Source organism: Ruegeria sp. C10 (genome assembly GCF_056537805.1).
This window is the reverse complement of the sequence record NZ_JBQFSC010000001.1, coordinates 1,655,059-1,677,473: the sequence shown is the minus strand read 5'-3', so window position 1 is coordinate 1,677,473 and position 22,415 is coordinate 1,655,059. Positions and strand designations below refer to the sequence as shown.

Sequence of the window (22,415 nt, the reverse complement as noted above, 5' to 3'; positions counted from 1 at the left end):
GGCATGACCTTTATCTTCGAACTGCTCATCGCATTCTTCCTGATCGTATCGGGCATTTTCGGCTTTGTCGGATCATTCGGCATGATCAAGCTGAAAGACCCCATGTCCCGCCTACACGCACCCACCAAGGCAACTACGCTGGGCGTGGGCGGCGTCCTGCTAGCCTCGATCGCGCATTCGGTTTTGCTTGAGGGCAAACTGTCGATGCACGAGTTGTTGATCACGCTCTTTCTGTTCCTGACGGCTCCGATCACGGCCCTTTTCATTGCCAAATGGCACATTCATCGCCATGAAAAGCCCAGCGATCTGCCAGACGCAGGCGAGGATGAGCTTTGGGCCACCCACGCGGTCGAACAGGTCGAGGACGTCCCGGACCACAGTACGAACTGAGACCCATGCACACACCTCTGCTGCCCCTAACCCGCGATCTGGTTCTGATAGGCGGAGGACACACGCACGCGCTGCTACTGCGGAAATGGGGCATGAAACCGCTGTCCGGCGCGCGGGTTACGGTGATAAACCCCGGTCCCACCGCACCCTATTCGGGCATGTTGCCAGGATTTGTCGCGGGTCACTATCAGCGGTGGGAGCTTGATATTGATTTGGTGCGTCTGGCCCGCTTTGCCGGTGCTCGGGTGATACTGGGCGCAGTTGAAGGTATCGACCCGGACACACGCCAAATCCATGTGCCCGGACGCCCGCCGGTGGCGTTTGATGTGGCCTCGGTCAATGTCGGGATCACCTCGGATATGCCAGCATTGCCGGGATTCGCCGAGCATGCCGTTCCGGCCAAGCCGCTCGGCCTCTTCGCCGCGCAGTGGCAAAGCTATATTTCAGGGACGGGCCGCGCCTCGGTCGCCGTGATCGGTGGTGGCGTTGCGGGAGTAGAGCTAGTCATGGCGATGGCCCATGCACTGCGTTCCAAAGGACGTGAAGCGCAGGTTACGTTGATCGACAGTGCAACAGCCCTTACAGCGACTGTCCCGAAGGCATCCGCTACCATCCGGCAGGCGATAGCGCACCTGGGGATCGAAGTTCTGGAAAACGCATCAATCCAGAAGATTTCTGCGGGCGAAATCGAGCTAACGGACGGTCGCCAGATACCGGCCGATTTCATCACCGGTGCTGCAGGCGCGCGGCCCTATGAGTGGATATCCAATACCGGCCTCGCGCTGCATGACGGTTTCATCAAGGTTAACGCGTCCCTGCAATCCAGTGATCCGGCGATTTTCGCCGCCGGGGATTGTGCCCATCTGTCCGAGAACCCGCGCCCCAAGGCAGGGGTCTACGCAGTGCGCGAGGCACCAATACTGTATGACAATTTGCGCGCCGCGCTAGGGTCTGGGAGTATGCGGCGTTACGTGCCGCAGAAGGATTACCTGAAACTCATCTCTCTGGGTGGAAAATCCGCACTGGCCGAGCGCTTGGGAACATCATTCAGCGGGCCGCTCATGTGGCAATGGAAAAACCATATCGATCAGAAGTTCATGAACCGGTTCCGTGAACTGCCCCAAATGCCCACCACCGCATTGCCCCGTCATCACGCAGCAGGGCTGCAAGAGGCGTTGGGAGAAAAACCAATGTGCGGCGGGTGTGGTGCAAAGGTGGGTCGAGGCGCTTTGCAGGCCGCATTGCAGGAGTTGCCGCAGCTCGACAGGCCCGACATTACACCCCTGCCCGGTGACGATGCGGCGGTGCTGCTAACCGGTGGCACACGACAGGTTATGACATCGGATCACTTACGCAGCTTCACCAACGATCCCGCCTTGATGACGCGTATCGCCGCTGTCCACGCGCTTGGTGATATCTGGGCAATGGGCGCTCGTCCGCAGGCTGCGACAGCAACGATCATCCTGCCGCGCATGTCAGCTGAGTTGCAGCAGCGCACAATGGCTGAGATCATGCATATTGCCAGCGACGTCATGCACCAAGCCGGGGCTGAGATCGTCGGCGGCCATAGCTCAATGGGTGACGAAATGACCATCGGGTTCACTCTGACCGGGCTCTGTGATGCTGAACCGATCACGCTGGGTGGCGCAAAACCTAATGACGCTTTGATCCTGACAAAGCCGTTGGGCAGCGGTGTTTTGATGGCGGCCGAAATGGCGGGCAAGGCGGAAGGCGCCTGGGTCGCGGCAGCTTTCGCGCAAATGATACAGCCACAAGGTGAGGCGTCCCGCATCCTGAAAAATGCCCATGCGATGACGGATGTCACCGGTTTTGGTCTGGCGGGTCACCTGCAAGGGGTATGCGAAGCGTCTGGCTGCGGGGCAACCCTGTCTTTGGACGCGATTCCAGCTCTGGAAGGTGCGGCAGAGCTCAGTGATCAGGGCATTCGATCTACAATCTACACCGACAACCGTGCCATCGCCCCAGGCCTTCCGACCGGCGGCAAGGCGGATTTATTATTCGATCCTCAGACTGCGGGAGGTCTCTTGGCGGCCGTCGATGCCAACAAAGCCGAGCAAGTATGCTCGGAACTACGCGCCGCCGGTTACCCTGCCGCCCTGATTGGTCACATCGACGCTACATCGGGCCTGCGTGTTCAAAGCTGATCCAGAACATTCTTGATCCGAGCCGCCGTGGCCGACAGCCCGGTATCATCAAGTGACGGTGCCTCAATCTGCGCGATCACCTCGGCACGCTGCGCCTTACGCGATTTGGCATAGGCCGGGTCGTAATGCTGTTCCATCAATGCCTGTGTCAGTCCACGCTTGTCGCCGGCATTGATCAATTCCAGCCAACCAACCACAACCTCATGACCGCGATGAATGCGCAGTGGAGACAATCGATCACGTAGCCGTTCGCTATCCGACAGAATGTCATCGTAGGCAGACACCAGATACGCGGTGCGCGCAGCAATCGGTGCTGTGATCTGGATGCGAGGTGCAGAACACAAGGCCGACCACAGGCTGGGCGGGAGGATCAGGTTTCCGATCTTGGATGATTCTGCTTCAACAACCACCGGACGCGCTGCATCCAGCTCGCCCAAGGAAGCGGCAAGCGCGGATTCAAAGGCTTTCTGACTGGGTTGCCCACCCGGCATTTCGCCCAACAATGAGCCTCGGTGATTGGCCAGCCCTTCAAGGTCCAGCACTTGCGCGCCTTGCGCCTTTAGATGGCCCAACAGGTCTGTCTTGGCCGTCCCGGTATAACCATCCAGCGCGACCAATCGATATGGCAACACTTCATCATAGAGGAACTGCTTTACCAGTCGGCGATAGCTGCGATAGCCGCCTTCAACCACCTCGGCGCGCCAGCCGATTTGTTGCAACATCCAGGTAAATGATCCTGATCGCTGCCCGCCACGCCAGCAATAGACCAGCGGTTTCCAGTCGCCCTCATGATGGCTCAGGTGAGCCTCGATATGGCCTGCCGCGTTGCGAAACACCAGCGCAGCACCCAGCTTGCGGGCCAGAAACGGGCTTTGCTGGACGTAGATAGTACCGACCCGTGCCCGTTCTTCATTGTTCAGAACCGGCAGATTGATAGCGCCCGGCATATGGTCTTCGGCGAACTCAGCCGGGCTACGCACGTCGATAATCGTATCAAACGTGTGGTTGTAGAATTGCTGCAGGCTGGAGACTTTCAAAACCATATCAACGGTCTATCCCGCATGGTGCCGGAAGAAAACCCAAGCCGCTGTTGAAGGTACCAGACCATAATACGGAACAGCCATTGCAAACCATCTTCGCTTGGGTAATGAACCATCGATACTGGTTTCTTATTGGCATGGGACGTGCGCACAAATGGCACAGCAGACCGCAAATTCCCTCAAGAGCAAAGCATTGGCCGATCTGGAGACAGGGAAGTTGCCGCAGGCCTTGAAAAAAGCGCAGCTTGGCATCAAGAAACACCCCAAGGATGCCGATTACCAAGCAATCGCAGGCTTTGTCCTGACCGAGATGAAGCGGTACAAGCAATCCATTCCACACTTCGCTGAAGCATCGCGAATGAAACCGGACGATGCTCAATTTGTCGAAAACCTCGCCAACGCGTTAATGCAGACAGGTCAAATTCCGCGTGCGCTGTCTTATGCCGAGCAGAAACTTGAACGCTTCCCGAATAACAAAGAACTGGTCCGCGTGATTGATGAAATTCAACTCAAGGGACAGAATTGGCGCCTGATCATCGACCATACGACGAAAAAACTGGAAAAAGACCCTGACAATGCAGATTTGCTTTGGTTGCGGGCCCGCGCCTACGGAGAGGTCGGATTCTCCGATCACAGCTCTCAGGACATTGCCCGCGCTTATGGGATCGCACCTGAAAATGAAAAAATCGCATTGTCAAAAGCCGTAGACTTGTATCAATCGGGCGACAAAGAGGGCTCAAAAACCATTTTGCGCGCTGTACTCGAGAGAAACAAGTTTTGCGCGGCGGCACTCTACCAAATGTCTCTAATGGTGGACAATGACCATGCCGAGAGCCTTGCGCGTGCTGTCGACACCGCAATTTCAGAAAGTGATCACGCCAACTCGGTGCTTGAATTCGCAAAGGCGCACTTGATCTCCAAACGTGATGGGCTGTTTTCGGCGCTCCCCCACTTTGCGCGGGCCAATGCCATTCAACACAACGTGAATCCCTATGACAGTACGCAAGAAGAGAAACGGTTCAAAGAAATCAGCGCGTTTTTTCCCCTGAATGTACCCCCTGCGACAGCAGGCGTAAGCGATGGGCCCAAGCCGATATTCGTGGTCGGACAGCCACGATCAGGCACAACACTGATGGAAATGATGCTTAGTTCGGCACCGGATATCGCCGGCTGCGGAGAGCTGACGATTGCAGGTGAATTATCCCAGAAGGTCAGAGAGAGCGGCAAACCGTTTGACGCAGACGCAGCTGCTGAATGTGCAGCAGAGTTTCGCAGGCTGATGCCACCCTTACCCGAAAGTTCGACCGCATTCGTTGACAAGATGCCACATAACTATCAGCGGCTCGGCTTCATATTGTCAGCGTTCCCGAATGCCCGCGTGATCAACATGTTGCGCGATCCAAGGGATGTGGGGCTATCAAAATGGATCAGGCGTTTTCATTCACCGGGTATGCGCTATGCATCCAATCTTGAATCGATTGCCCACTCGGCCAACCTGTACCGGTGCTATCTATCTCATTGGGAAAAGCTGTTCGGTGATCGTATTCTGACGGTTCGATATGAGGACCTGGTAGTCGACCCCAAAACCTGTATCCAGCAAGTCGCCGCCTTCTGCGGTATCGACTGGGATGAGCGGATGATGACCCCTGAGAAAAATACTAGGAAAGTCCGCACCGCCAGCACCGATCAGGTGCGCAAGAAAATCTCAACCGGGTCAATTGGTGGCTGGCAAGAGGTTGCGGATCAAATTCAGCCGATGTTGGATGGGCTGGATCAGGCGTTGTGGCCCGAATACAGGTTCGATTGACCAAAAAAAGGCCGCCCCGAGAGACGGCCTTTTTTTGCTTCTCCGGTCACATCACTTCTGTTTGATGCGCCCGTCCAGATAAGGCTGATACGGGGCGTTCTCGGCTAGATATTCCGCCGTAACATCCGCCAGATCAGGCCCGAAATCATAGGCGTTCTTGTCATCACCCGAGAACACAGAATAACCATCGCCGCCATTGCGGACATAGTTGTTTGTCACCACCAGATATGTCGCAGCTGGATCAATAGCTTCGAAACCGCCATCCTTGGCGACCATGACCTCAACAATCCGGCCCTCATTCGGGGCAACCGATGGATCCCAGGTAAATGTCATTCCTGCCACCTGAGGGAAGCGGCCTTTGACCTCTTCAACTTGGCTCACCCCATTTTCAAGCGCATCGATCACACCCTGACCGCTGATCTCGAAGGTCGAGAGCGTGTTCTGGAACGGCAGAACTGTCAGCACCTCACCCATGGTCACCTCACCCGGATCGATCGAGGCGCGCAGCCCACCCGAGTTCGCAATCGCAATCTGGGCGCCCTGATCGGCAACCCGCGCCAGCATGGCATCCGCAACAAGATTGCCCATCTCACATTCCTGCACGCGACAAACGGACCGGTCGCCTTCAATCGAAGCTGACGCTTCCGCGACAACCTTGTTGCGAATTTCATCCAGCGGAACGGCCAGCTCGGCGATGCGGTCCAGCGCGGCCTGATCCTCGGTCACCGCATTGTCCATGATCAGCGGCTCACCCTCTGCGGATACAACATTTCCGTCATCATCGAATGTCACATTCAATTCACCCAGAAACTTGCCATAGGCATAGGCCTGAACGATCTGCACCCCGTTTACGACGGTAGGGTACGGTCCGGCGGCCTTGTCGGATGTGTTCGAAAGATATGTGTTTGAATGCCCACCCACGATCACGTCAACGCCCGTGGTCTCCTGCGCCACGCGCTGATCGACGACATAGCCTGAGTGGCTGAGAACGATGATCTTGTTCACACCTTCGCCGGTCAGCTTGTCGACCTCAGCCTGAACGGCAGGAACTGGATCAGAGAAGGTGATGTTTGGACCGGGTGACGCGATATCGTGCGTGTCTTCCGGCGTCAGTCCGATCAGACCGATCTTTTCGCCGCCCACTTCGATCACAGCCGATTTCTTGATCTTGTCGGTCAGCAGTTCCTCATCCGCATAATCGGCGTTGGACATCAGCACCGGGAAATCGACCGTGTCGATGAAGCCGCGCAGCACCTCAGGGCCATCGTCGAATTCATGGTTGCCCACAGTCATGGCGTCATAGCCCAGCTTGTTCATGAACTCAGCCGCAACCTTACCCTTGTAGTAGGTATAGAACAGCGAGCCCTGGAACTGGTCGCCCCCATCAACGAGGATCGAGTTATCGGCCCGTCCGCGGGCCTCTTCGACTGCCGTCACAAGGCGCGCCGATCCACCAAAGCACTTGCCTTCGGCATTGTCTTCGTCGCCACAGGCGCTGTCGTACTTGTTGATCGGCTCAAAGCGCGAGTGAAAATCGTTTGTATGCAGAATCGTAAGCTTGTATTCGGCAGCCGCCATACCGGCGCTTAGCCCCAATACCGCAGCCGAAGCCAGAAAACGGGTGAACATCGTGAAACTCCCTATGATTGTTTTGCGCGATGGTGCGCGTTGCGTGGCGAAGAGTCAAAGGGGGAAATCCGGCTTGATTCTACCCGTCGTGCGGGGCATCAGGACTTCATGCTGATTTACAAGATCTTTCGCGCCGATGAATGGGCCAACCTGCAAGCACAAGGGGCTTCGGATGGTGCACCGATTGATGTTTCGGATGGATATGTTCATTTCTCAACCGCAGAACAGGCCGCTGAAACCGCTGCCAAGCACTTTGCCGGGATCGAGGGCCTGACCCTCTTGGCCTGTGATAGCCAAGCAATGGGCGATGATCTGAAATGGGAGGTTTCGCGTGGTGGCGCATTGTTCCCCCATCTCTACCGCCAGATTAAAATGTCGGATGTGGTCTGGTCACGCGATCTGCCCTTTGACGGTCAGGCGCACCAGTTCCCGCAGGAGATGGAATGACCCGCTTCATCGATCCCGAACGCGAACAGTTCGAGGCGTTTAAGGCCCTCGATCGAGACCATCCTATCGAGATGCTCAATCTGGTGAAGTTTCGCGAAACAGCTCAGTATCCGTCCGATCACGCACTGGCCGGCGCACATCTGACCGGCGCACAGGCCTATGGCAAATACGGGTCTGAAACCGCGCCTATCGTCGCCCGCATAGGAGCGTCGATCCTTTGGCGCGGCGCATTTCAGACTATGCTGATCGGTCCACAAAATGAGGCTTGGGATGCTGTGTTCATCGCCCGCTACCCCACCGCCCACGCATTTCTTGAGATGGTGACCGACCCTGCCTATCGCGCCGCGGTGATACACCGGCAGGCCGCCGTTGAAACCTCGCGCCTGATACGTTGCGCGCCGACAGAGGGTGGAGATTCCTTCGGATGAAACTGACCGAAAAACTTGGGCTCGCTGCGCTGCACCGTCTTGACCCGGAAACCGCGCATGGGCTTTCGATCAAGGCCCTGACCTCGGGGCTTGCACCGACGCCTGGGCCGGTCACATCGGACCGGCTGAAGACCCGAGTCGCGGGTCTGGATTTGCCCAACCCCGTCGGACTGGCCGCAGGGTTTGACAAAAATGGTGAAGCACTGTTGCCGCTTTCGCGTGCCGGGTTCGGGTTTATCGAAGTCGGGGCGGTGACACCCCGTCCGCAGCCCGGCAATCCTAAGCCGCGCTTGTTCCGCCTGACCGAAGATCGCGCCGCCATCAACCGCTTTGGCTTCAACAACGAGGGAATGGGGGTCATGGCCGCGCGTCTGGCGCGGCGTCCAAAGGACGCGGTGATCGGGTTGAACCTTGGGGCCAACAAAGACAGTGATGATCGCCCCGGAGACTTCGCAAAAGTGCTTGCCCATTGCGCTGCGCATTTGGACTTTGCCACCGTCAACGTATCCTCGCCCAATACCGAAAAGCTGCGGGATCTGCAGGGCAAAGCGGCGCTAACTTCGTTGCTGAGCGGTGTGATCGAAACCCGAAACGCCCTGCCCCGCCCAATCCCGATCTTCCTGAAAATTGCCCCGGACCTGACCGAGGCCGAATTGCAGGACATCGCCGATGTCGCCCGTGAAACCGGTGTGGACGCGGTGATCGCCACCAACACCACACTGTCTCGCGATGGCCTGCGCAGTGCGCACAAGGATCAGGCCGGAGGCCTGTCCGGCGCGCCGTTATTCGAGAAATCGACGCGGGTGCTGGCGCAGCTCAGCCAGTTGACGGGCGCAGATATCCCGCTGATCGGGGTCGGCGGCATCAGTACCGCAGAACAGGCCTATGCCAAGATCTGCGCCGGAGCGTCCGCAGTGCAGTTCTACACGGCGATGGTCTATGGCGGGATTTCCCTGGCCGTTGACATCGCACAGGGGTTGGACACGCTGCTGGAGCGCGACGGCTTCGATTCGGTCGCGCAAGCGGTGGGCAGTAAACGAGAGGACTGGCTATGATCGAATATTGGCACAATCCGCGCTGTTCCAAATCCCGCGCGGGGTTGGCGTTGCTGCAGGAAAACGGCGCAGATCCTGAGGTGCGCAAATACCTCGAAGACGCGCCCTCGGCCGATGAAATCCGGACGGTTCTGGCCAAGCTGAATATCCCGGCGATCAGCATGATGCGCACCGGAGAGAAAACATTCAAAGAGCTTGGTCTGGCCAAGACCTCGCCCGATGAGGAGCTTGTTCAGGCCATGGCCGACCACCCGATCCTGATCGAGCGTCCGCTGGCCATCGCGGGCGACAAAGCCGCTATCGGACGCCCGCCCGAGAACCTGCTGGACTTGCTTTAGGCGATCTGTGCCTCAAGTCGCGGATAGCGCCAACCAAGCGTAAGACCACGCGCGATGTTCAAGACCATCAGCGCGGCCCAGAGACCATGATTACCCATCGTCGGCACCAGCACGAACAACGCCACCACATACAACGCGACCGACTGGATCATCGCGTTGCGCATATCGCGGGTCCAGGTGGCCCCAATATAGATGCCGTCGAACATCCAGCTTGCCACTCCGATGATCGGTGCCAGAGCGGCCCAGATCAGATATTCGCGTGCCGTCGCCCGAACCTCGGGCGATGTTGACATCAGATCGATCAGCGCGGGCCCTGCCAGATAAAACACCAGCCCAAGCCCGATGGCCCCGCCAACGCCCCACTGCGAAGCCATGACCGACGCGCGCCGGACCTTGCGGCGGTCGCGAGCACCGACGGCTCCTCCGACAAGAGCTTCAGCCGAGAAAGCAAATCCGTCCAAAGCGAACGCGGTGATTTCGAGAAACTGCAATAACACCTGATTGGCCGCCAAATTCACGTCGCCCAGATCGGAACCGACAAACAAAAACGTGGTGAATGCTCCGGTCAACAGAACCGAGCGCACCATGATATCGCCATTCACCTGCATCATCCGGCGCAGCCGTGCGGCATCAAAAATACGCGGCCAATCCCGCCATTGCTTGCCGCCAAACGCATCACCACAAAGCCACAAACCCAGGGCAAGACCCGTCCACTCGGCAATCAGTGTCGCGATGGCAACGCCCTCGACACCCCAGCCCAGGCCAAGCACAAACCATAGATCCAGCGCTATATTCAGCCCATTCATCCATATCTGCAGGATGAATACACCTCGCGTGCGCTCGACTGCGATCAGCCAGCCTGTCACCGCATAAAGGGCAATCGTGGCTGGAGCGCCCCAGATGCGAATCTCCAGATAGGCGCGCGTCAGAGACTCGACTTCGGCGCTGGCGGGCGACAGTGCAAAAGCTCCAAGGAATACCCAAACCTGCGCGGCAATGAAGACCAATCCTGCTGTTCCGCCCAGCAGCAAGCCTCGCATGAGCAACGCTCCGGTTTCTGCAGTGTCACCTGCACCGCGCGCCTGTGCCGCTAGCCCGGTGGTGCCCATCCGCAGAAAGCCGAATATCCAGTAGATCGCCGACAGGATCACCGCACCCATACCCACAGCCCCGATGGGGGCGGCCTGCCCCATCTGACCGACAACGCCGGTATCCACTGCCCCGAGGATCGGTACGGTCGCGTTCGACAGCACGATCGGCAACGCGATTTTCAGGACGCGCCTATGGGTAATGGGCGCTGAGGCGTCCTCCATCTTTAGTCTTTCGATGTCGGAGATTGCGGCATCAGGAAGTGCCCCGTACCTTGCGCAAAGAGTTTGGCGTGATTGTCTTGCCAGGCTTCGACCCGGACAGAGGCATAACGTCGACCCGAGCGATTGATGAAAGCGCGCGCATAGGCGTCTCGCGGCAGGCCAGACCGCAGGTAGTCGACCGTGAAGTCGATGGTTTTGGGAAAGCGGATATTCACGTCAGTCAGGATGTCCTCCGCACCGATCTCACCGCTTTCAATCCTGGGAAACATATGTTCCCAACTCAGCGTGATTACGGCAGTGACTTCCAGAAACGCCGCTGTCACCCCACCGTGGATAGCGGGTAGAAAAGGATTACCGATCAACTTCTCATCGAAATTCAGAACGCCTGTCAGTTCGTCCCCCCGCCGGTCGAATGTTATATTAAGGAACCGAATATACGGCACACCTTCGACCAGCGCGGTCAATGCGGCATCACGGCGTTGCTTGACCACCTGCATAGGTTCTGGGCGAGGTCTTGCCATCTTAGCGACCCTCCACGGTGAAGGCACCTGAAGCGGTGGCAACGGGACGGTCGCTGTCATCATCCGTCGCCGTCGCCCGCACAAAAGCCACGTTGCGCGTGATGTGATAGCAGGTCGCGCGGGTCCGGATACTTTGACCCGGCGTTGCGGCCCGCATGTAATCAATACGCAGATCGATGGTGGCGGTTCCTCCCGGGGCTGAGGGGTGGCTCATCACTGCGGCACCGCAACAGGTATCCAGCATGGCCGACACAGCCCCGCCATGGATCACGCCAGTCCGAGGATCGCCGATCAGTTGCTCGTTATAGGGCATCGAGATTTCAGCCTCGCCCTCTCCGATGTGGGTCAGATCAAGCCCCAAGGCCTTGGCGTGCGGAATCGCCTCGATGAACTGGCGCGCTAAAACTGTCTTATCGACCATGGGGTTGGGTCCTGTCCTTGTACCTGCCCCTTTATGGGCCTGCGTTTACACCAAGGGCAAGCCCACCTGTTGCGCTTGCCGCAACGACGCCCTAGGTTGCTGCCAAGGAGACCCGGAATGTCCGACACCCGTTTGTCATTCAAAGAAATGTGCGCCGAGTTCGACGTGACCCCACGCACCCTGCGCTATTACGAATACATCGAATTGCTGCAGCCTGACCGTGAAGGCAGGTCGCGGTTTTACGGGCCTCGTGAATGCGCCCGGATGAAACTGATCATGCGTGGTCGAAAGTTTGGATTTCCTTTGGAAGAGATTCGCCAGTGGCTGCTGATCTACGAAGATCAGGGCAATCAGGCGCAAATGGCGACCTTTATCGAGATGGCCGATCGTCAAATGGAAGAGCTGCGCCAGCAGCGCGCGCAGTTGGATGAAGCAATGGATGCGCTTCAGCAATTGCGCGATCAGACTGTCGGCCTGCTGAAATAGCCCCTTCCCCTACGGCAAGAAAATTGCCGAAACCCCTGCTTACGCGACTGGATGTTACGTCAACTATTTTGTGACGCAGCGTCCGCATTACGTAAACGTCACTTGTGTGTTGTAAAACGCTCATCGACTGCGCAACTCAGATTGCATGACGCCAGTGATGAGAGTTTGAACCATGACCGAAGATCTGCTGACCATCCGCGAAATGTGCGAGACATATGATGTCACGCCCCGCACATTGCGGTTCTACGAGGCCAAAGAGCTTTTGTTTCCGATCCGCGAGGGCCAAAAGCGCTTGTTCACCAAACGGGATCGTGCACGCCTGAAACTGATCCTGCGCGGCAAGCGCTTTGGCTTCAGCCTCGAAGAGATCCGCCAGCTTCTGGACCTGTACCACGTGGGTGACCAGCAGCTGACCCAGATGTCCCGCACTTATGAAATCGCGTGCGAGCGCCTTGCTGACATGGAATCGCGCCGCGAAGAACTGACGCAGGCCATTGACGAACTGAAAGAGCAGTTGCGCTGGGGCGAAAAGGTTATCGCCTCGATGAAACAGGAAAAGAAGGCCGCCGAATAAGCCCGGCCTTTCGGACATATGAATTAAGGGAGCTTCACATGCCCGTCTATAACGCGCCAACCAAAGATACGCAGTTCATCCTGCACGATGTTCTGAAAGTCTCGCAGTCGGATATCCCCGGCTATGATGAACTGGAGGCCGAGTTTACCGGCGCGGTTCTGGAAGAAGCGGGCAAAGTTGCCACCAATGTGTTGCACCCGCTGAACGTGGTTGGGGACATCGAAGGGTGCCGGTTGGAAAACGGGATTGTGTACACCCCAACAGGTTTCAAAGATGCCTTCGAGCAGATGAAAGAAGGCGGCTGGACTGGCCTCGACATGCCGGAAGAGTATGGCGGCCAGAACATGCCTTATGTGATAGGTACTGCGGTAGGCGAGATGTTCTCGGGCGCGAACCAGGCGTTTGTGATGTATCAGGGCCTGACCCACGGCGCAGCCTCGGCGATCCTCGCGCATGGTTCGGATGAGCAAAAGAACACGTACCTGCCCAACATGGTCAGCTGCGAATGGACCGGCACCATGAACCTGACCGAACCGCATTGCGGTACCGATCTGGGCCTGATGCGCACCAAGGCGGAACCTCAGGGCGACGGTAGCTACAAGATTTCCGGTCAGAAAATCTTTATCTCTGCGGGCGATCACGACATGGCCGACAACATCATTCACCTGGTGCTGGCCAAAATTCCAGGCGGACCCGAGGGCATCAAAGGTGTGTCGCTGTTTATTGTCCCGAAGTTTATCGTGAACGAAGACGGTACTCCGGGCGAGCGTAATGGTGTTTCGGTCGGCAAGATCGAGGAAAAGATGGGCATCCACGGCAATTCGACCTGCGTCATGAACTATGACGAGGCCACCGGCTGGCTGCTGGGCGACGAACACAAAGGCATGCGCGCCATGTTCACGATGATGAACGAAGCGCGTCTGGGTGTGGGCATGCAAGGCCTGTCCCAGGCCGAGGCAGCGTATCAAAACGCCGTCGAATACGCCAAAGACCGCCTGCAGGGCCGCGACGTAACAGGTGTGAAGAACCCGGATGGCCCGGCCGATCCGCTGATCGTGCACCCGGACATCCGCCGCAACCTGATGGATCAGAAAAGCTTCACCGAGGGCGCACGTGCGTTCATCCTGTGGGGCGCGACCATGATCGACAAGGCGCACCGCTCGGGTGACAAGGATGCGGACGGGCTGATCTCGCTGCTGACGCCGGTCATCAAGGGCTTCCTGACGGATGAAGGTTACGACATGACCGTTCAGGCGCAGCAGGTCTATGGCGGCCATGGCTACATCGAAGAATGGGGCATGTCGCAATACACCCGCGACGCCCGCATCGCGATGATCTACGAAGGGGCAAACGGCGTTCAGGCGTTGGATCTTGTTGGCCGGAAGCTGGCGCAGGATGGCGGCAAGCATGTCATGGCGTTCTTTGAGATGGTTAAAACCTTCTGCAAGGAAAATGCCGGCAAGGATGAAGCTTATGACAAAGCGTTCATCGAACCGCTGAAGGCCGCGTCCAAGGACCTGCAAGCCGCTGGCATGTATTTCATGCAGGAAGGCATAAAGAACCCTAACAACGCGCTGTCCGGTTCGTATGACTTCATGCACATGTTTGGTCATGTTTGCCTGGGCCTGATGTGGGCTCAGATGGCGAAAGCCGCTCGCGAAGCGCTGGATGGTGGCGCCTCGGACAAAGAGTTCTATGAGACCAAGATCAATACCGGTCGCTTCTACATGGCCCGTCGCCTGCCCGCGACAGCCATGCATTTGGCGCGCATCCAAACCGGAGCGGACACGGTAATGGCGTTGGACGCAGCGAACTTCTGATCTCAGTGTGGGCTCGGGCGTCGTAGCCCGAACCCACCCTTGGAGGAGACAAGATGCCAAAACGCTTTCGCCTGACCCGCCGCTTTCCCGTCGCCATGACCGAGGATGGCTATCGCAAACTCCGCGGTTTCGCGCGAGAGGCGGGATTGGATGAAGGTGAGGCTTTGTCGTTCCTGTTCGAGAATTTCAATAGCGTGATTGATCACGAGAACCTGACGCACAGATTGCGCATCTTCAACTCCGAGCTGGACGCAAGAAAGCGCTGAACGCGCAATACGCCTTGGGAGGGGCGCCCAAATGACCATCAAACTGCATTGCTTCGGTGAAAGCGGAAACAGCTACAAAGCCGCTCTGGCGCTTGAGATGTCGGGTCTGGAGTGGGAAGCGGTCTTTGTCGACTTTTTCAACGGCGCAACGCGCACCCCTGAATTCCGGGCCGAAGTGAACGAAATGGGCGAAGCACCCGTACTGGTAGATGGCGATTTTCGCACCAGCCAGTCCGGAGCAATTCAGGCCTATGTCACCGAGAAATCCGGAAAATTCGGCGGCAAGGATCGTGACGAAAATTACGAGATTTTCAGATGGGTTCTTTGGGACAACCACAAGCTTAGCTCGATGGCCGGACTGACTCGTTTTCTGATCAACTTCCTGCCCGAAAAGCACCGCAATCCGGATGTTATCGCGTTCAATCAGGGTCGCCTCAAGGCTGCTTATCAGACACTGAACGCCCATCTTGAAGGCCGCGACTGGATCGTTGGTGGCGGCGTGACCAATGCTGATATCAGCTGCTGCGGCTACCTCTATTACCCCGAACCATTTGGCTTTGATCGCGCCGATTGGCCCAACATCGATGCTTGGCTGACGCGCCTTAGCGAACAGCCCGGTTGGAAACACCCCTACGACCTGATGCCCGGCAACCCGTCGGATCGAGCTTAAGGAGAAGACCCCATGACCGAAGCCTATATCTATGACGCCCTGCGCACCCCGCGCGGCAAGGGCCGCAAGGATGGCAGCCTGCACGAGGTAACCTCGGTGCGCCTGTCTGCCCTGACCCTGAACGCGATGAAAGAACGGAACAATCTGGAAGGCCACGCCGTCGAGGACGTGATCTGGGGCAACGTCACGCAGGTGATGGAGCAAGGCGGCTGTCTGGCGCGCTCGGCAGTTCTGGCTTCGGATCTAGATGAAGCGATCCCCGGTCTGGCGATCAACCGTTTCTGCGCCTCGGGCATGGAAGCTGTGAACTTGGCGGCAAACCAGGTCAAAGGCGGCGCGGGTGAAGCCTATATCGCAGGCGGTGTCGAGATGATGGGCCGGGTGGCCATGGGCAGCGATGGTGCGGCGATTGCCGTTGACCCGTCGTTGGCGATGGAAACCTATTTTGTGCCGCAAGGTATCTCGGCCGACATCATCGCAACCGAATATGGGTTCAGCCGCGATGATGCCGATGCTCTGGCCGTTGAATCCCAAAAACGCGCAGCAGCGGCTTGGGAAGACAACCGGTTTGAAAAGTCGGTGATCACCATCAAAGATCAGAACGGTCTGATCATTCTGGACCGCGACGAGTACATGCGTCCCGGCACAGACATGCAGTCGCTTGGCGCGCTGAACCCGTCTTTCGCAATGATGGGTGAGCAAATGCCGGGCTTCGACAAGGTGGCGATGATCAAATACCCGCATCTTGAGCGGATCAACCACATACACCACGCGGGCAACAGCTCGGGCATCGTGGACGGTGCGGCCGCTGTGCTGATCGGTAATAAGGAGTTCGGTGAGAAATACGGCCTTAAGCCGCGTGCCCGCATCAAAGCGACCGCGAAGATCGGCACTGATCCGACCATAATGCTGACCGGTCCGGTTCCGGTGACTGAGAAAATTCTGGCCGACAACGGAATGAAAATCGGCGATCTGGACCTGTTTGAAGTCAACGAAGCCTTCGCCTCGGTCGTGCTTCGGTTCCAGCAGGCGTTTGATGTTGATCCGGCGCTGGTTAACGTCAACGGCGGCTCGATCGCGATGGGTCACCCGCTGGGTGCAACCGGCGCGATGATTATCGGCACGCTGCTGGACGAGCTGGAGCGTCAGGACAAGGAAACCGGTCTGGCCACACTCTGCATCGCATCCGGTATGGGTGCGGCAACAATTATCGAGCGCGTCTGATGCCCAAACTGGATCTTTCTCAGATACCGTTCAAAGGCGGTTCATCTTATCCCGGCAAGTTAGCCGAGGCCACCGCGGGTCGTTTTGTCCAGCGCGTCGGAGATGCAGGCGGGCTGACCCAATACGGGGTCAACATCGTACGTTTGGAGCCCTCGGGGCTATCCTCGCTGCGCCATTACCACATGGAGCAGGACGAGTTTGCCATCATGCTCAGCGGCAAATGCATGCTGATCGATGATGATGGCGAGCATGAGATGCTGCCCGGTGACTGCGCCGCTTGGCCTGCAGGTGAGGCCAATGGCCATCACCTTGTGAACAAAACCGACACGCCCGCAACCTTTCTGGTGGTGGGCACCCGGACCCCGACCGAGACCGGCTATTACAGCGATTTAGATATGATGGTGAAAGATGATGAGAACGGATTCTCTTTCACTCGCAAGGATGGCAGCCCGCTGACGGCTGACCAGATTGGAGATGACAATGACTGATTTCACCCTCAGCAAAGACGCCGATGGCGTCGCCTTCATCACCTGGGACGTTCCCGGCAAATCCATGAACGTCCTGTCGCGCGAGGCCTTCACTCTGGTCGGTGATCTGATCGATCAGGCGCTGGCGGATGATGAGATCAAGGGCATCGTTATCACCAGTGGAAAAGAAGGGTCGTTTGCAGGCGGCATGGACTTGAGCACGCTCGCCACGATCCGACAGGAGGCCGGCGACGAACCCGCGCAGGCACTGTTCGATTTCGTCATGAGTGGCCATAACATCCTACGTCGGCTGGAACTGGCAGGCATGGACCCCAAGTCCAAAAAAGGCGGCAAGCCGGTCGCCTGTGCCATCAACGGCACCTGTGCCGGGATTGGTACCGAGATCGCATTGGCCTGTCATCACCGTGTGATGACCAGCAATCCGAAATCCAAGATCGGCCTGCCTGAGATTCTGCTGGGTATCTTCCCCGGTGGAGGCGGCACCATGCGCTACAGCCGTATGGTCGGCGCAATGGCGGCGGCACCCGTCTTGCTTGAAGGCAAGATGATGGACCCGAAGAAGGCCAAAGGCGCACAACTGATCGACGCGGTGGCGGATGATCCGGTTGCGGCGGCCAAGGAATGGGTACTGAACGCCAAGGAAGCCGATCTGGTAAAGCCGTGGGATGCCAAGGGCTACAAGATGCCCGGCGGCGCTCCCTACCACCCCGCCGGTTTCATGACCTTCGTGGGCGCAAGCGCCATGGTGAACGGCAAGACCCAAGGTGCCTTCCCGGCAGCCAAGGCTCTACTGAGTTCGATCTATGAAGGCGCGCTGGTTGACTTCGACACCGCCTTGAAGATTGAGGCGCGCTGGTTCACCAATGTGCTCATGAACCCGTCCTCGTCGGCGATGATCCGGTCGCTGTTTCTGAACAAGGAGGCGCTGGAGAAAGGCGCAGTGCGACCCAAGGATGTACCCGATCAGCGGGTCAAGAAAGTCGGCGTTCTGGGCGCGGGTATGATGGGTGCCGGTATCGCGTTAGTCTCGGCACAGGCCGGGATGGAGGTTGTGTTGATCGACCGCGATCAGGAGGCCGCCGACAAGGGCAAGGCCTATAGCGCAAACTATATGGATAAGGGGATCAAACGCGGCAAAGCGACGGCTGAGAAGAAAGAAGCCCTGTTGGCCCGTATCACCGCCACGCCCGATCTGGAGCACCTGAAAGGCTGCGACCTGATCATCGAAGCGGTGTTCGAAGACCCCAGCGTCAAGGCTGAAATGACCAAGAAGGTCGAGGCGATCATTCCCGAGGATTGCATCTTTGCGTCGAACACCTCGACCCTACCGATCACAGATCTGGCCAGGGCAAGCGTACGGCCCGAGCAATTCATTGGCATCCACTTCTTCTCACCGGTCGAGAAGATGTTCCTGGTCGAAATCATCAAAGGCAAGGAAACCGGTGATCGTGCTGTCGCCAAGGCGCTGGACTATGTGCGCCAAATCCGCAAGACACCGATCGTGGTCAATGACGCGCGCTTCTTCTACGCCAACCGCTGCATTATTCCTTACATCAACGAAGGTCTGCGGATGATCACCGAAGGCGTCAGCCCTGTTCTGATCGACAATGCGGCGCGTCAGTTGGGCTTCCCCGTAGGACCCATTCAGCTGAACGACGAAACCTCGATTGACCTGGGGGCCAAGATCGCCCGCGCTACTAAGGCAGCTATGGGCAACGCTTACCCGGAAAATCCGGGCGATGATCTGATCTTTTGGATGGAAGAACAAGGTCGTCTGGGTCGCAAGGCCAATGCAGGATTCTTCGACTATGACGACAAGGGCAAACGCGTCGAGTATTGGAAGGGCCTGCAGGACAAATACCCACATGCCGCAAACCAGCCCGACCTGATCGAAGTGCAGGAACGTCTGATGTTCGCGCAGGTTCTGGAAGCCGTCCGTTCGCTGGAAGAAGGTGTTCTGGAAGATATCCGCGAGGGCGACGTGGGTGCGATCCTTGGCTGGGGCTTTGCCCCGTGGTCCGGTGGCCCGCTCAGCTGGCTGGACATCATTGGTACGCCCTACGCCGCCGAGCGCTGCGATCAACTGACCGAAGCCTATGGTGAGCGCTTTGCCTGCCCGCCATTGCTGCGCGAGATGGCGGAAAAAGGTCAGAGCTTCTATGGCCGCTTCGACCCAGAAGCACAGGCTGCCTGAACAAAGACAGCAGGCGCATGAGCCCATGCGCCTGCTTCATACTCAAACACCTACTATTGCAGCTGCCATTCAGGCCGCAGGAATAGCGCAGGCATATTGGGCCGCCCCGGTCGCCCGGGTCGACGTACGCCCAATGCCGGTCGGATCGGGAAAATTGGCTCTTGCGGAATGGGTGCAGGTAACGCAGCCAACGGGTTGGTTAAAGCCGAAAGGTTCCCTTTGCCGGTCACGGCCTCGATCAGAAGATCGGCGTGTTCAGCATCCGCGACTTCATAAAACTCCGGGTTTCGACTTGACCCGGTATTCATGCGACCGGACGGGCAATAAGCCTGAAATCCGCCCTCGATAAAAACCAGCTCATCCTCGTCAAAGAATAATGACGTGACATCGAAGGACTGCGCAGGTGTGCTGGACTCAATACGCCCCACCCCGCTGAGCGTTCGAGCTGGAATGATCGAAACCCCCTCGATTCCAACACCAAGCTTGCCTTGATCCAACGCCATACCTTGTTCCGGCATCAGCCAAACAGGACGCCCATTGTATGCTGCTCGGGATGGCACAAGAACCGGCAAATGCTCGGGCCTGCGCTCGTCTCCCGCCACCACGATCCGGTCAACGCAAATGCGCCTCAATTCTTTGAACCCATGGTCCCGTGTCCGCACCAGATCGCCTGCAACCAGTCTTTCGACCCGTTTCCAGCCCCCTGTTGTGGACACTTTGGTTCCGTGCAGCAATCCTCCACGACGCGCTGATGCGGCCTGTCCCACAAAGGCCTGTCGGCCTTTCACTTCACGTTTCGAATACCCCGAAACACTCACTAACTCTAACACGTGCCGTCCCCCTGTTGGCACCTTCAAACAACTCAGAAGGTCTTTGAGTTGTGCCTCAATTGGACTTAGTTTTGCCACATTTGAGGCCAAATTAGGTCAGTTTCGCCGCAATTTACTGGTTTTGAATAAACAAATCAGTATTCCGAACGGGCTTTGATCTGCATCTCGAAACGATGCTAAGAGGGATACAAGCCGATTCTATTCCGTTCTTACTGCGCCGCCTGCTGTAGCGAGGATAACCGCCGCTCCCGCCACCCAAGCAGCACTCCGGCAGAGGCGATCATGCCAATGCCGATGATTTGCATCTGCCCGACGGACTGCCCAAACGCCACCCAGGCAAAGAGCGGGCCAAATATCATGACCGAGTATTCAAAGACTGCGACATATGATGGCTCACCCAGTTGATAGGCTTTGATCAGCATGAAAACGGCAATTGTTGAGCCCACGGCCTGAACCACAACCCAAGGCAACGCGTCTTGCATCGGCCAAACCCAACCGCGCATCGCGAAGCCATCCGGCCCGACTGGCACGCCAACCGGAAACAGGGCAAGCCAGATCAGTCCGATCGCCCCTGCAAGCCCCAGCGTGACAACCATCGCCGCAAGCAGCGCAACAGTGCTTTCGTCGGAACAGTGGGTGCGCGTTACAACAGCGCTGAGTGCGTAAAAGAAGCCACCAGCGACTGGCAGCAGCGTCTTTACATCAAACGATGTCGGGTCCGGTTGCAATACGCACAGAATTCCCGAAAACCCCAATAAAACAGCCACGATCCGCCAGGGACCTATGCGCTGTTTCAACAAAAGGGCCGAAATCAACAGCACGAATATCGGCGATGTGAATAACCCGGCAAGCGCCTGAGCGATGGGCATCAATGCCAGCGCGCTGAAATAGAAGAGCATCGCCAGCGTGATCAACACGCTGCGCACCGCGACGACACCAATCCGCCGGGGCCTCAAGGTGCCCAAACCCAATATCGACAACACCGCGATCAGCGGCAGCATCAGTAAGGCGCGACTTAGGTGAAACTGCCAAAGCCCCACGCTCTCGGCCACGCGGATCACGAAATTGTCGATCACGCCGATAATGGACATGGCCGCAACCATCAGCAACGACGCCATGATTGAATGGGTTTGTTGTTGTGACTGCATCCGCGCCTCTGCCCTTAATCAGCCCGTTCTGGCCGAAACTTACCGGCACACTCAGCACATTTCACAAACACTGCGCAACAGGTTTGCGCCGCTGGTTTTCGCCATGCTAAGCTTGGCGCAAAATAATATTCGAGCAGCATTACCCGATGACCGCACTCAAACAGTACCAGCGGATCGAAGCCACCGGTCTGTGGCGTCCCTCGCCCGATGAGCAACGGCGCGAAGTAGTCGTATCGATTGGTGAAGCCACTCTGACGATTTCTGACTTCAATGACAGCGCGCTGACCCATTGGTCGCTGGCGGCGCTAGAGCGACAAAACCCCGGAACCTACCCTGCAATATTCAATCCCGACGGCGATCCCGGCGAAACACTGGAGCTTGCAGAATCTGAAACCACAATGATCGAAGCAATTGACCGGCTGCAGCGCGCCATCGACCGTGCCAGACCACATCCCGGACGGCTGCGTTGGCTCAGCGTTGCAGGGGTTGTTCTGGCGGTCTTGGCAGTGCTTTTGTTTTGGCTACCCAGCGCACTGCAGCGCCATGTTGTTTCGGTAGTGCCAGAGGTCAAGCAACAAGAAATCGGCGATGCAATCCTGCAGCGGATCGAAAGGGTATCAGGCAAGGCTTGCTCTTCGCCTGATGCGCAAGCGTCGCTGGATCAGCTGGCGCGCCGCACCGGTGTCCGCCAAATCGTGATCCTACCAGCAGGTCTGCCTGACAGCCTGAGCCTGCCGGGTGGAACCGTACTGCTAAACCGGGCACTGGTCGAAGATTATGAAGACCCAGCCGTTGCCGCCGGATACATCATAGCCGCGCGTGCGCGGGCAACTCAGCAGGAGCCGCTGGACGATCTGTTGGACCGCACAGGCCCGAGTGCCGCATTTCGGTTGCTGACCACCGGCGAACTGACGCCCGAGATCGTGGACACCTACACCGAGCAGGTTCTATCCGGTCCACAGCCGCAGCTAAGCGATGACGTGCTGCTCGCGGTTTTTGCACAGACCGCACTGCCCTCGACCCCATACGCCTATGCGCTTGATATCACAGGCGAGTCCGTTCTTGGATTGATCGAAGCCGACCCGATGGCGGGTCGTACTTTGGAACAGGTACTGCCCGACCGCGATTGGGTCCGGCTACAGAATATCTGCGGGCAATAGC

At 57.7% G+C, this 22,415-nt stretch carries 23 protein-coding genes; 16 read left to right on the top strand and 7 right to left on the bottom strand.

The features are described 5' to 3' along the window. Nucleotides 1–3: 3 nt before the first annotated feature. A complete protein-coding gene (locus ACR0DE_RS08050) occupies nucleotides 4–390 on the top strand; it encodes a Na+/H+ antiporter subunit G (RefSeq protein ID WP_170401276.1) in 387 nt (128 codons plus the stop codon). Between the two features lie 5 nt (nucleotides 391–395). Then, nucleotides 396–2,555: a selenide, water dikinase SelD gene (gene selD / locus ACR0DE_RS08045; RefSeq protein WP_480752480.1), complete on the top strand. Its 2,160-nt coding sequence runs from the start codon at nucleotides 396–398 to the stop codon at nucleotides 2,553–2,555. On the opposite strand, the gene mnmH is transcribed toward selD, so the two are convergent. Then, the gene (gene mnmH, locus ACR0DE_RS08040; protein WP_480752479.1) at nucleotides 2,546–3,598 is read right to left on the bottom strand and encodes a tRNA 2-selenouridine(34) synthase MnmH; all 1,053 of its coding nucleotides are present in this window, start codon (nucleotides 3,596–3,598) and stop codon (nucleotides 2,546–2,548) included. The two genes, selD and mnmH, sit on opposite strands and share 10 nt — an antisense overlap. 151 nt (nucleotides 3,599–3,749) lie before the next feature. Between mnmH and ACR0DE_RS08035 the strand changes: the two genes are divergently transcribed. Then, nucleotides 3,750–5,402, top strand: a complete 1,653-nt coding sequence (locus ACR0DE_RS08035) for a tetratricopeptide repeat-containing sulfotransferase family protein (protein WP_480752478.1) — start codon at nucleotides 3,750–3,752, stop codon at nucleotides 5,400–5,402. Nucleotides 5,403–5,453: 51 nt separating this feature from the next. On the opposite strand, the gene ACR0DE_RS08030 is transcribed toward ACR0DE_RS08035, so the two are convergent. Beyond that, the gene (locus ACR0DE_RS08030; protein WP_480752477.1) at nucleotides 5,454–7,031 is read right to left on the bottom strand and encodes a bifunctional metallophosphatase/5'-nucleotidase; all 1,578 of its coding nucleotides are present in this window, start codon (nucleotides 7,029–7,031) and stop codon (nucleotides 5,454–5,456) included. Nucleotides 7,032–7,139: 108 nt separating this feature from the next. Here ACR0DE_RS08030 and ACR0DE_RS08025 point away from each other — a divergent pair, with 108 nt between their 5' ends. Genes ACR0DE_RS08025 through arsC form a run of 4 tightly spaced genes read left to right on the top strand, consistent with a single transcriptional unit; the run spans nucleotide 7,140 to nucleotide 9,299 of the window. Continuing rightward, complete coding sequence (locus ACR0DE_RS08025; RefSeq protein ID WP_170401286.1) at nucleotides 7,140–7,478, top strand: DUF952 domain-containing protein; 339 nt, start codon at nucleotides 7,140–7,142, stop codon at nucleotides 7,476–7,478. Continuing rightward, nucleotides 7,475–7,906: a DUF1330 domain-containing protein gene (locus tag ACR0DE_RS08020; protein ID WP_170420906.1), complete on the top strand. Its 432-nt coding sequence runs from the start codon at nucleotides 7,475–7,477 to the stop codon at nucleotides 7,904–7,906. The genes ACR0DE_RS08025 and ACR0DE_RS08020 overlap by 4 nt, the downstream gene beginning before the upstream one ends. After that, nucleotides 7,903–8,961 (top strand): quinone-dependent dihydroorotate dehydrogenase, encoded by a 1,059-nt coding sequence (locus tag ACR0DE_RS08015; protein ID WP_480752476.1) that lies wholly within the window; start codon nucleotides 7,903–7,905, stop codon nucleotides 8,959–8,961. The genes ACR0DE_RS08020 and ACR0DE_RS08015 overlap by 4 nt, the downstream gene beginning before the upstream one ends. Next, nucleotides 8,958–9,299, top strand: coding sequence for an arsenate reductase (glutaredoxin) (arsC, locus tag ACR0DE_RS08010; RefSeq protein ID WP_480752475.1), 342 nt, complete (start codon nucleotides 8,958–8,960; stop codon nucleotides 9,297–9,299). The genes ACR0DE_RS08015 and arsC overlap by 4 nt, the downstream gene beginning before the upstream one ends. Here the strand turns inward: arsC and ACR0DE_RS08005 are convergent. From ACR0DE_RS08005 to ACR0DE_RS07995, 3 genes are read right to left on the bottom strand one after another with little or no spacing between them, the layout of a single operon-like run. After that, nucleotides 9,296–10,612, bottom strand: a complete 1,317-nt coding sequence (locus tag ACR0DE_RS08005; protein ID WP_480752474.1) for an MATE family efflux transporter — start codon at nucleotides 10,610–10,612, stop codon at nucleotides 9,296–9,298. The two genes, arsC and ACR0DE_RS08005, sit on opposite strands and share 4 nt — an antisense overlap. Before the next feature lie 2 nt (nucleotides 10,613–10,614). Beyond that, nucleotides 10,615–11,133, bottom strand: a complete 519-nt coding sequence (locus ACR0DE_RS08000; protein WP_170391910.1) for a PaaI family thioesterase — start codon at nucleotides 11,131–11,133, stop codon at nucleotides 10,615–10,617. A 1-nt stretch (nucleotide 11,134) separates the two neighbouring features. Beyond that, complete coding sequence (locus tag ACR0DE_RS07995) at nucleotides 11,135–11,554, bottom strand: PaaI family thioesterase (RefSeq protein ID WP_010438901.1); 420 nt, start codon at nucleotides 11,552–11,554, stop codon at nucleotides 11,135–11,137. 117 nt (nucleotides 11,555–11,671) lie between these two features. On the opposite strand from ACR0DE_RS07995, the gene ACR0DE_RS07990 reads away from it, so the two are divergent. The 8 genes from ACR0DE_RS07990 (at nucleotide 11,672) to ACR0DE_RS07955 (ending at nucleotide 19,276) form a co-directional block, all read left to right on the top strand. Then, entirely contained in the window at nucleotides 11,672–12,040 is a 369-nt protein-coding gene (locus ACR0DE_RS07990; protein WP_170391912.1) for a MerR family transcriptional regulator, read from the top strand. 172 nt (nucleotides 12,041–12,212) lie between these two features. Further along, the gene (locus ACR0DE_RS07985; protein WP_039536426.1) at nucleotides 12,213–12,614 is read left to right on the top strand and encodes a MerR family transcriptional regulator; all 402 of its coding nucleotides are present in this window, start codon (nucleotides 12,213–12,215) and stop codon (nucleotides 12,612–12,614) included. Nucleotides 12,615–12,652: 38 nt separating this feature from the next. Continuing rightward, on the top strand, nucleotides 12,653–14,434 hold the full coding sequence (locus ACR0DE_RS07980; RefSeq protein WP_480752473.1) for an acyl-CoA dehydrogenase C-terminal domain-containing protein: 1,782 nt from the start codon (nucleotides 12,653–12,655) through the stop codon (nucleotides 14,432–14,434). Nucleotides 14,435–14,487: 53 nt separating this feature from the next. Continuing rightward, nucleotides 14,488–14,700, top strand: a complete 213-nt coding sequence (locus tag ACR0DE_RS07975) for a hypothetical protein (protein ID WP_170391916.1) — start codon at nucleotides 14,488–14,490, stop codon at nucleotides 14,698–14,700. Between the two features lie 31 nt (nucleotides 14,701–14,731). Beyond that, nucleotides 14,732–15,370, top strand: a complete 639-nt coding sequence (locus tag ACR0DE_RS07970) for a glutathione S-transferase (protein WP_170391918.1) — start codon at nucleotides 14,732–14,734, stop codon at nucleotides 15,368–15,370. Nucleotides 15,371–15,382: 12 nt separating this feature from the next. Beyond that, nucleotides 15,383–16,594, top strand: coding sequence for an acetyl-CoA C-acetyltransferase (locus ACR0DE_RS07965; protein WP_480752472.1), 1,212 nt, complete (start codon nucleotides 15,383–15,385; stop codon nucleotides 16,592–16,594). Beyond that, on the top strand, nucleotides 16,594–17,082 hold the full coding sequence (locus tag ACR0DE_RS07960; RefSeq protein WP_480752471.1) for a cupin domain-containing protein: 489 nt from the start codon (nucleotides 16,594–16,596) through the stop codon (nucleotides 17,080–17,082). Before ACR0DE_RS07965 ends, ACR0DE_RS07960 begins: the two co-directional genes overlap by 1 nt. Next, on the top strand, nucleotides 17,075–19,276 hold the full coding sequence (locus ACR0DE_RS07955) for a 3-hydroxyacyl-CoA dehydrogenase NAD-binding domain-containing protein (RefSeq protein ID WP_480752470.1): 2,202 nt from the start codon (nucleotides 17,075–17,077) through the stop codon (nucleotides 19,274–19,276). Before ACR0DE_RS07960 ends, ACR0DE_RS07955 begins: the two co-directional genes overlap by 8 nt. Nucleotides 19,277–19,329: 53 nt before the next feature. Here the strand turns inward: ACR0DE_RS07955 and ACR0DE_RS07950 are convergent, their stop codons facing one another. Both ACR0DE_RS07950 and ACR0DE_RS07945 read right to left on the bottom strand, forming a co-directional pair. Next, nucleotides 19,330–20,106, bottom strand: coding sequence for a Hint domain-containing protein (locus tag ACR0DE_RS07950; protein WP_480752469.1), 777 nt, complete (start codon nucleotides 20,104–20,106; stop codon nucleotides 19,330–19,332). 209 nt (nucleotides 20,107–20,315) lie between these two features. Beyond that, nucleotides 20,316–21,254, bottom strand: a complete 939-nt coding sequence (locus ACR0DE_RS07945; RefSeq protein ID WP_480706668.1) for a DMT family transporter — start codon at nucleotides 21,252–21,254, stop codon at nucleotides 20,316–20,318. Between the two features lie 146 nt (nucleotides 21,255–21,400). Between ACR0DE_RS07945 and ACR0DE_RS07940 the strand changes: the two genes are divergently transcribed. After that, nucleotides 21,401–22,414 carry a hypothetical protein gene (locus tag ACR0DE_RS07940; protein ID WP_480752468.1) on the top strand — a complete coding sequence of 338 codons (1,014 nt, stop codon included), beginning with the start codon at nucleotides 21,401–21,403 and terminating at the stop codon, nucleotides 22,412–22,414. The last annotated feature ends 1 nt before the right edge of the window (nucleotide 22,415 follow it).

Bases quoted from the DNA above. Each gene is read 5' to 3' on its own strand.
- ACR0DE_RS08050 (WP_170401276.1), top strand. From the start codon at position 4: ATGACCTTTATCTTCGAACTGCTCATCGCATTCTTCCTGATCGTATCG.
- selD (WP_480752480.1), top strand. From the start codon at position 396: ATGCACACACCTCTGCTGCCCCTAACCCGCGATCTGGTTCTGATAGGC.
- mnmH (WP_480752479.1), bottom strand. From the start codon at position 3,598: ATGGTTTTGAAAGTCTCCAGCCTGCAGCAATTCTACAACCACACGTTT.
- ACR0DE_RS08035 (WP_480752478.1), top strand. From the start codon at position 3,750: ATGGCACAGCAGACCGCAAATTCCCTCAAGAGCAAAGCATTGGCCGAT.
- ACR0DE_RS08030 (WP_480752477.1), bottom strand. From the start codon at position 7,031: ATGTTCACCCGTTTTCTGGCTTCGGCTGCGGTATTGGGGCTAAGCGCC.
- ACR0DE_RS08025 (WP_170401286.1), top strand. From the start codon at position 7,140: ATGCTGATTTACAAGATCTTTCGCGCCGATGAATGGGCCAACCTGCAA.
- ACR0DE_RS08020 (WP_170420906.1), top strand. From the start codon at position 7,475: ATGACCCGCTTCATCGATCCCGAACGCGAACAGTTCGAGGCGTTTAAG.
- ACR0DE_RS08015 (WP_480752476.1), top strand. From the start codon at position 7,903: ATGAAACTGACCGAAAAACTTGGGCTCGCTGCGCTGCACCGTCTTGAC.
- arsC (WP_480752475.1), top strand. From the start codon at position 8,958: ATGATCGAATATTGGCACAATCCGCGCTGTTCCAAATCCCGCGCGGGG.
- ACR0DE_RS08005 (WP_480752474.1), bottom strand. From the start codon at position 10,612: ATGGAGGACGCCTCAGCGCCCATTACCCATAGGCGCGTCCTGAAAATC.
- ACR0DE_RS08000 (WP_170391910.1), bottom strand. From the start codon at position 11,133: ATGGCAAGACCTCGCCCAGAACCTATGCAGGTGGTCAAGCAACGCCGT.
- ACR0DE_RS07995 (WP_010438901.1), bottom strand. From the start codon at position 11,554: ATGGTCGATAAGACAGTTTTAGCGCGCCAGTTCATCGAGGCGATTCCG.
- ACR0DE_RS07990 (WP_170391912.1), top strand. From the start codon at position 11,672: ATGTCCGACACCCGTTTGTCATTCAAAGAAATGTGCGCCGAGTTCGAC.
- ACR0DE_RS07985 (WP_039536426.1), top strand. From the start codon at position 12,213: ATGACCGAAGATCTGCTGACCATCCGCGAAATGTGCGAGACATATGAT.
- ACR0DE_RS07980 (WP_480752473.1), top strand. From the start codon at position 12,653: ATGCCCGTCTATAACGCGCCAACCAAAGATACGCAGTTCATCCTGCAC.
- ACR0DE_RS07975 (WP_170391916.1), top strand. From the start codon at position 14,488: ATGCCAAAACGCTTTCGCCTGACCCGCCGCTTTCCCGTCGCCATGACC.
- ACR0DE_RS07970 (WP_170391918.1), top strand. From the start codon at position 14,732: ATGACCATCAAACTGCATTGCTTCGGTGAAAGCGGAAACAGCTACAAA.
- ACR0DE_RS07965 (WP_480752472.1), top strand. From the start codon at position 15,383: ATGACCGAAGCCTATATCTATGACGCCCTGCGCACCCCGCGCGGCAAG.
- ACR0DE_RS07960 (WP_480752471.1), top strand. From the start codon at position 16,594: ATGCCCAAACTGGATCTTTCTCAGATACCGTTCAAAGGCGGTTCATCT.
- ACR0DE_RS07955 (WP_480752470.1), top strand. From the start codon at position 17,075: ATGACTGATTTCACCCTCAGCAAAGACGCCGATGGCGTCGCCTTCATC.
- ACR0DE_RS07945 (WP_480706668.1), bottom strand. From the start codon at position 21,254: ATGCAGTCACAACAACAAACCCATTCAATCATGGCGTCGTTGCTGATG.
- ACR0DE_RS07940 (WP_480752468.1), top strand. From the start codon at position 21,401: ATGACCGCACTCAAACAGTACCAGCGGATCGAAGCCACCGGTCTGTGG.